We start from the raw sequence: 5955 nt of genomic DNA, 5'->3' as shown, positions 1-5955 counted from the left end.
GGTTGTTTTTTGCGCGTGTCATTCAGGCAGCTGGATTGGGTGCTACTGAAACCCTCTATCTTATTTTTGTAGCCCGCTATGTTGCACCAGATAAGCAAAAAAAATATTATGGCTTTTCAACGTCTAGTTTTCAAATTGCGACAGTTATTGGCACTTTGACTGGAGGATTTATCACTACGCATTTGGCTTGGCAAACGCTTTTCCTTGTTCCGTTACTTTCTTTATTGGTTATCCCCTTCCTTTTAAAATATCTTCCTAAAGAATCTGGTGAGAAAAAATATATTGATGTGATGGGAATTATGCTTGTTGCAGCTGTTGCTGTTACTGCAATGGTTTACCTGACCAACTTCTCGTGGCTTGTTCTGATTGGTTTTATTTTGGCAACAATTGTTTTCTTACTTTATATTTCGAAAAAGAAAAATGCTTTTATTACGATTGACTTCTTCAAAAACAAATTGTTTGTCTTTACTTTGATTGCTGCACTTTTGATCTACTCGACACAAGCTGCCTTTACCTTGAATACATTTTCATTTTTGCTTACAAATGTGTATCAAATGCAATTAGATAGTGTATCTTTGATGTTTATTCCTGCATGTTTAGCAGCTGCGATTGTAGGTAGTCTTTCAGGAGCAATTGCTTCCAAACTTAATTCATTTAAAGCCGTTATTGTTTCAATGGTGACTATTGTGGTGACAATTGTGCTTGCTGCATTGTTCATGGGAGCCTCAGTTTTCCTTTTCACAGGCTTACTTATTTTAAGTTCATGTGCTTTTGCCATGATGTATGCACCACTTATGCACACAAGTTTGGAAAAAATGCCAGAAGAAAATAAAGGAACAGCAATTGGTTTCTACAATCTTTGCATCAATATTGCAATGTCAATCGGGTTTACTTATTCTTCACGTTTTATTGATGGTGTAAATCTTCATGTTTTTGCGGCAACCGTCAAAGGACATTATAGTGAGGTTCTTCTCATGATTGCATGTGTAGCCATTGCGGCTTTAGCAGTTTTCGTTTTTCTCATCAAAGGGCAACTTCCGAACGAGAAAAGTTTTTCTGCATGAAGGTTTAGCTCTGGAAACCTATTCATCACTAAATAGTTTATAATGATAATATAGAAGTTCACTAAGTAAGGAGAAAATAATATGCCTAAGAAATTTAATCGTGTTCACCTCGTAGTTATGGATTCCGTTGGAATCGGTGCTGCACCAGATGCAGATAAGTTTTTCAACCACGATGTAGAAACACACGAAGCAGTAAATGATGTGAATTCGGATACAATTGGTCACATCTCAGAAATCCGTGGTCTAAATGTTCCTCATCTTCAAGAAATGGGCTGGGGCAATATCCCACGCGATACAGCCCTAAAAACTATTCCAGCTGCTGATCAGCCTAAAGCTTATGTGACCAAGTTACAAGAAGTTTCTAAAGGTAAAGACACAATGACAGGGCACTGGGAAATCATGGGCTTGAATATTCAAACTCCTTTCCCAACATATCCGGAAGGATATCCTGAAGATCTCCTTCAAAAAATTGAAGAGTTTTCAGGCCGTAAAGTCATTCGTGAAGCCAACAAACCTTATTCTGGAACAGCTGTTATCGATGATTTTGGACCACGTCAAATGGAAACAGGCGAGTTGATTATTTATACTTCAGCTGATCCTGTGTTACAAATTGCGGCACACGAAGATATTATTTCTCGTGAAGAATTGTACAAAATTTGCGAATACGTGCGTTCAATCACACTGGAAGGTTCTGGTATTATGATTGGTCGTATAATTGCTCGTCCTTATGTGGGTACACCAGGGGACTTTACACGTACTGATGGCCGTCGTGATTATGCCTTGAGCCCATTTGACGAAACAGTGTTAGAAAAACTTTATAATGCTGGCGTAGATACATACTCAGTAGGTAAAATCTCTGATATTTTCAACACAGTTGGTGTGAAATATGATATGGGACATAATAAAAACGATATGGATGGTGTCGATCGTCTTCTCAAAGCAATGCGTAAAGAAGAATTCGTTGAAGGCTTTAGCTTTACGAACTTGGTTGATTTTGATGCGAAATATGGTCACCGTCGTGATGTAGATGGTTATGGACAAGCGATCGAAGACTTTGACGGACGTTTGCCTGAAATTCTTGAAGCCATGCATGAAGATGACTTGTTAATGATTACAGCTGATCACGGGAATGATCCAAGCTATGTAGGTACAGACCATACACGGGAATATATTCCACTTGTTATCTTCTCACCTTCATTGAAAGAACCAAAAGTTCTACCTTTGGGCCACTTCGCGGATATCTCTGCTACTATTGCAGATAATTTTAATATTGACAAGGCTGAAATCGGGGAGTCCTTCCTTGGAAGCTTGGTCTAATTCATGACTAAAAAAGTTTTTTGTCAATCTTGCGGTATGCCTTTAGCACAAGCGGTCGATTTTGGAACGGAAAGAAACGGCCAAGCAGCTACCGAATATTGTAGATATTGCTACCAGAATGGCTCTTGGACACAACCCAATATTACTTTGGAAGAAACAATTGCTTTAGGAAGTAAAGCCTTGGAACAACTGGAAATATCAGGAATTAAAAAATGGCTCCTCAAGACACTTTACCCGATGCAAATAAAGGGCTTGAAGCGCTGGAAAAAATAAAAATTAAAGGAACACAAAAATGGAATTGAAAATGAAGTTAGCTGAAACGACAAAATACCTCAAAGATCAAGGTGTTGGCGCTATTGATGTCGCTCTTATCTTGGGATCAGGTTTGGGAGAATTAGCAGGAGAAATTGAAAATCCTGTTATTATCAAATATGAAACAATCCCTCACTTCCCTGTTTCAACAGTTGTTGGTCATGCTGGACAACTCGTTTATGGTGATTTATCTGGTAAGAAAGTTATTGCTATGCAAGGGCGTTTCCACTTCTATGAAGGAAATATAATGGAAGTTGTGACTTATCCTGTACGTGTGTTCTCAGCTCTTGGTACACCATCAATTATTGTTACCAATGCTGCAGGTGGAGTAAATAAAGACTTCGCACCTGGCGACTTGATGATCATCAACGATCATATCAACTTCATGGGAACAAACCCATTGATTGGCCCTAATGATGATGAAATCGGACCACGTTTCCCAGATATGTCACAAGCCTACGACAAAGCCTATCAAGAGCTTGCTAAGGAAACAGCAGCAGAAATGTCAGCTAAAGTTCAAGAAGGGGTCTACATGGGCTTCACCGGACCTACTTACGAAACACCAGCAGAAATTCATATGGCTCGCACGATGGGAGCTTCAGCCGTAGGTATGTCAACTGTTCCTGAAGTTATTGTGGCTGTTCATTCAGGAATGCGTGTTCTAGGTGTTTCATGCATTACTAACTTAGCTGCAGGAATGCAAAGTGAACTTAATCACGCTGAAGTTGTTGAGACAACAGAACGTGTGAAAGAAACATTTAAAACACTTGTTAAGAATGTTTTAGTGAAAATGTGATAAAATAAGAGAAAACGTGTTAGCGTTTTCTTTTTTTTTAGTGAAGAAAGCTGGCACCAAAATAACCTAAACATAAGGAGTAACTATGTCAGTTCATATCGAAGCTAAAAAAGGTCAAATTGCAGATAAAATCCTCTTGCCAGGCGATCCATTGCGTGCCAAGTTTATTGCTGAGAATTTTCTCGAGGATGCTCAACAATTTAATAATGTGCGAGGCATGTTGGGCTATACAGGGACTTATAAAGGACACCGTATCTCAGTTATGGGAACAGGCATGGGAATGCCATCAATCTCCATCTATGCACATGAATTAATCACCGAATACGGCGTGCAAAAATTAATCCGAGTAGGCACAGCAGGTGCGCTAAATGAAGATGTGCATGTACGAGATTTAGTCTTGGCACAAGGCGCTGCCACAACTTCACGCATTATTAAAAATGACTGGCCACAGTTTGATTTGCCGCAAATTGCTGATTTTGATTTGTTAGATAAGGCCTATCACATTGCGAAAAACTTAAATATTCCAACCCATGTAGGAAATGTTCTTTCGGCTGACTTATTCTACAGTGATATTGATACGCTGGCTATAGGTAAATTGGGCGTAAAAGCAGTAGAGATGGAAGCAGCAGCTCTTTATTATTTGGGTGCAAAACATAATGTTCAAACATTAGGAATCATGACCATCTCTGATAGTCTAGTGACAGGAGAGTCAACAAGTTCAGAAGAACGTCAAACTACCTTTACTGATATGATGCGTGTAGGGCTTGAAACACTTATTGTTTAGGAAAAAGTAAAAGTTAAAGCCGAACATTCAAAGGGTAAAATTATTAAATTTAGCATTTGCAAAGGAAATTTCCAAATGTTTCTGTTAAAATGATAAGAAAGTTATGGAGATTAGGGAGTTATTTAAAAGATGAAAACAGATATCGAAATTGCACAAGAATGCAAGATGGAAGCTATCACAGACGTCGCTGAAAAAATTGGTTTAAGTTTTGAAGATATCGAACTTTACGGAAAATATAAAGCAAAAATACCACTCGAAAGCCTTAAAAAGTTTGAGGATAATGCTGAGGGAAAACTTGTCTTGGTTACATCCATTAACCCAACTCCTGCTGGTGAAGGAAAATCAACGGTGACAGTTGGACTAGCAGATGCCTTTGCACGCTTGAACCAAAAGGTAATGGTGGCGCTACGTGAACCTTCATTGGGCCCTGTGATGGGGATAAAAGGTGGTGCAACAGGTGGAGGATATGCTCAGGTTCTTCCGATGGAAGATATTAACTTGCATTTCACAGGCGATATTCATGCCATGACAACAGCGAATAATGCTATTGCAGCACTTTTAGATAATCATATTTTCCAAGGAAATGCTCTAAACATCGATAGTCGTCGTGTTGTTTGGAAACGTGTCTTAGATATGAATGACCGCGAGCTTCGTCATATCGTTGCTGGCTTAGGCAGTGTAGTTAATGGTGTGCCCCGTGAGGACGGTTTTGATATCACGGTAGCCAGTGAGATTATGGCTGTTTTATGTTTGGCTACCTCATTGACAGATTTGAAAGAACGTCTTTCACGTATTGTTGTGGCTTATACTTATGATCGTCAGCCGGTCACTGTGGGTGATTTAGAGATTGAAGGTGCAATTACAGTCCTATTAAAAGATGCACTTAAGCCAAATCTGGCCCAAACTATTGAAGGGACACCCGTATTAGTACATGGCGGTCCTTTTGCCAATATTGCTCACGGCTGTAACTCTGTTTTAGCCACAAAAACAGCCTTAAAATTAGCAGATGTAACTATTACAGAGGCTGGATTTGGAGCAGATTTAGGTGGCGAAAAATTCCTTGATATCAAAACACGTCAACTGGGAAAAACCACTGATGCTATTGTAATTGTTGCTACTCTTCGTGCATTGAAAATGCATGGTGGTGTAGCTAAAACGGAACTAACTGGCGAAAATGTTGCAGCCGTTACCCAAGGCTTTGCAAATCTGAAACGCCATATTAAAAATATGGCGAGCTATGGTGCGCCAATCGTTGTAGCCATTAATCAATTTGCCAGTGATACTGAGGCGGAAATAGCTGAGTTAACACGACTTGTTGAAGCAGAAGGTGTTGCTGTGAGTTTGACACAAGTCTTTGAAAAGGGCGGCGCAGGTGGAATTGATTTAGCCGAAAAACTAACAAGTATTTTCACGCAGGAAGCAAGAGAGTTCCATTATCTTTATGATTTAGAAGCATCGGTAGAGAGCAAGATTACAACAGTTGTGACACAAATTTATGGTGGCAAGAAAGTTAATTTTTCTGCAAAAGCAGCGCGCCAATTAACAGAAATTGAGGAGAATGGTTGGGATAAGTTGCCTGTTTGTATGGCGAAGACACAATATTCATTTTCTGATAATCCTAAACTTCTGGCAGCACCAGAAGGCTTTGAAGTTACCGTGCGTGAGTTGGTGCCAAAGATTGG

At 39.5% G+C, this 5955-nt stretch carries 6 protein-coding genes; all 6 read left to right on the top strand.

Annotation, left to right across the window (positions count from 1 at the left end; translation table 11 throughout):
- Positions 1-1064 (top strand): MFS transporter (locus LACDD01_RS03770; protein ID WP_082779263.1); only part of this gene is annotated, 1064 nt, incomplete at its 5' end.
- An 81-nt stretch (positions 1065-1145) separates the two neighbouring features.
- Positions 1146-2381 (top strand): phosphopentomutase, encoded by a 1236-nt coding sequence (locus LACDD01_RS03765; protein WP_061413252.1) that lies wholly within the window; start codon positions 1146-1148, stop codon positions 2379-2381.
- Positions 2382-2384: 3 nt separating this feature from the next.
- Positions 2385-2654, top strand: a complete 270-nt coding sequence (locus LACDD01_RS03760; RefSeq protein ID WP_019292125.1) for a zinc ribbon domain-containing protein — start codon at positions 2385-2387, stop codon at positions 2652-2654.
- 19 nt (positions 2655-2673) lie between these two features.
- Positions 2674-3489, top strand: a complete 816-nt coding sequence (locus tag LACDD01_RS03755; protein ID WP_061413251.1) for a purine-nucleoside phosphorylase — start codon at positions 2674-2676, stop codon at positions 3487-3489.
- 85 nt (positions 3490-3574) lie between these two features.
- Complete coding sequence (gene deoD, locus LACDD01_RS03750; RefSeq protein WP_061413250.1) at positions 3575-4273, top strand: purine-nucleoside phosphorylase; 699 nt, start codon at positions 3575-3577, stop codon at positions 4271-4273.
- 129 nt (positions 4274-4402) lie between these two features.
- A partial coding sequence (locus LACDD01_RS03745) for a formate--tetrahydrofolate ligase (protein ID WP_061414133.1) occupies positions 4403-5955 on the top strand: 1553 nt, incomplete at its 3' end.

Origin of the sequence: Lactococcus sp. DD01 (assembly GCF_001578715.1) — a bacterium.
Taxonomy (GTDB): domain Bacteria; phylum Bacillota; class Bacilli; order Lactobacillales; family Streptococcaceae; genus Lactococcus; species Lactococcus petauri.
This window is presented reverse-complemented; position numbering and strand designations above follow the sequence as displayed.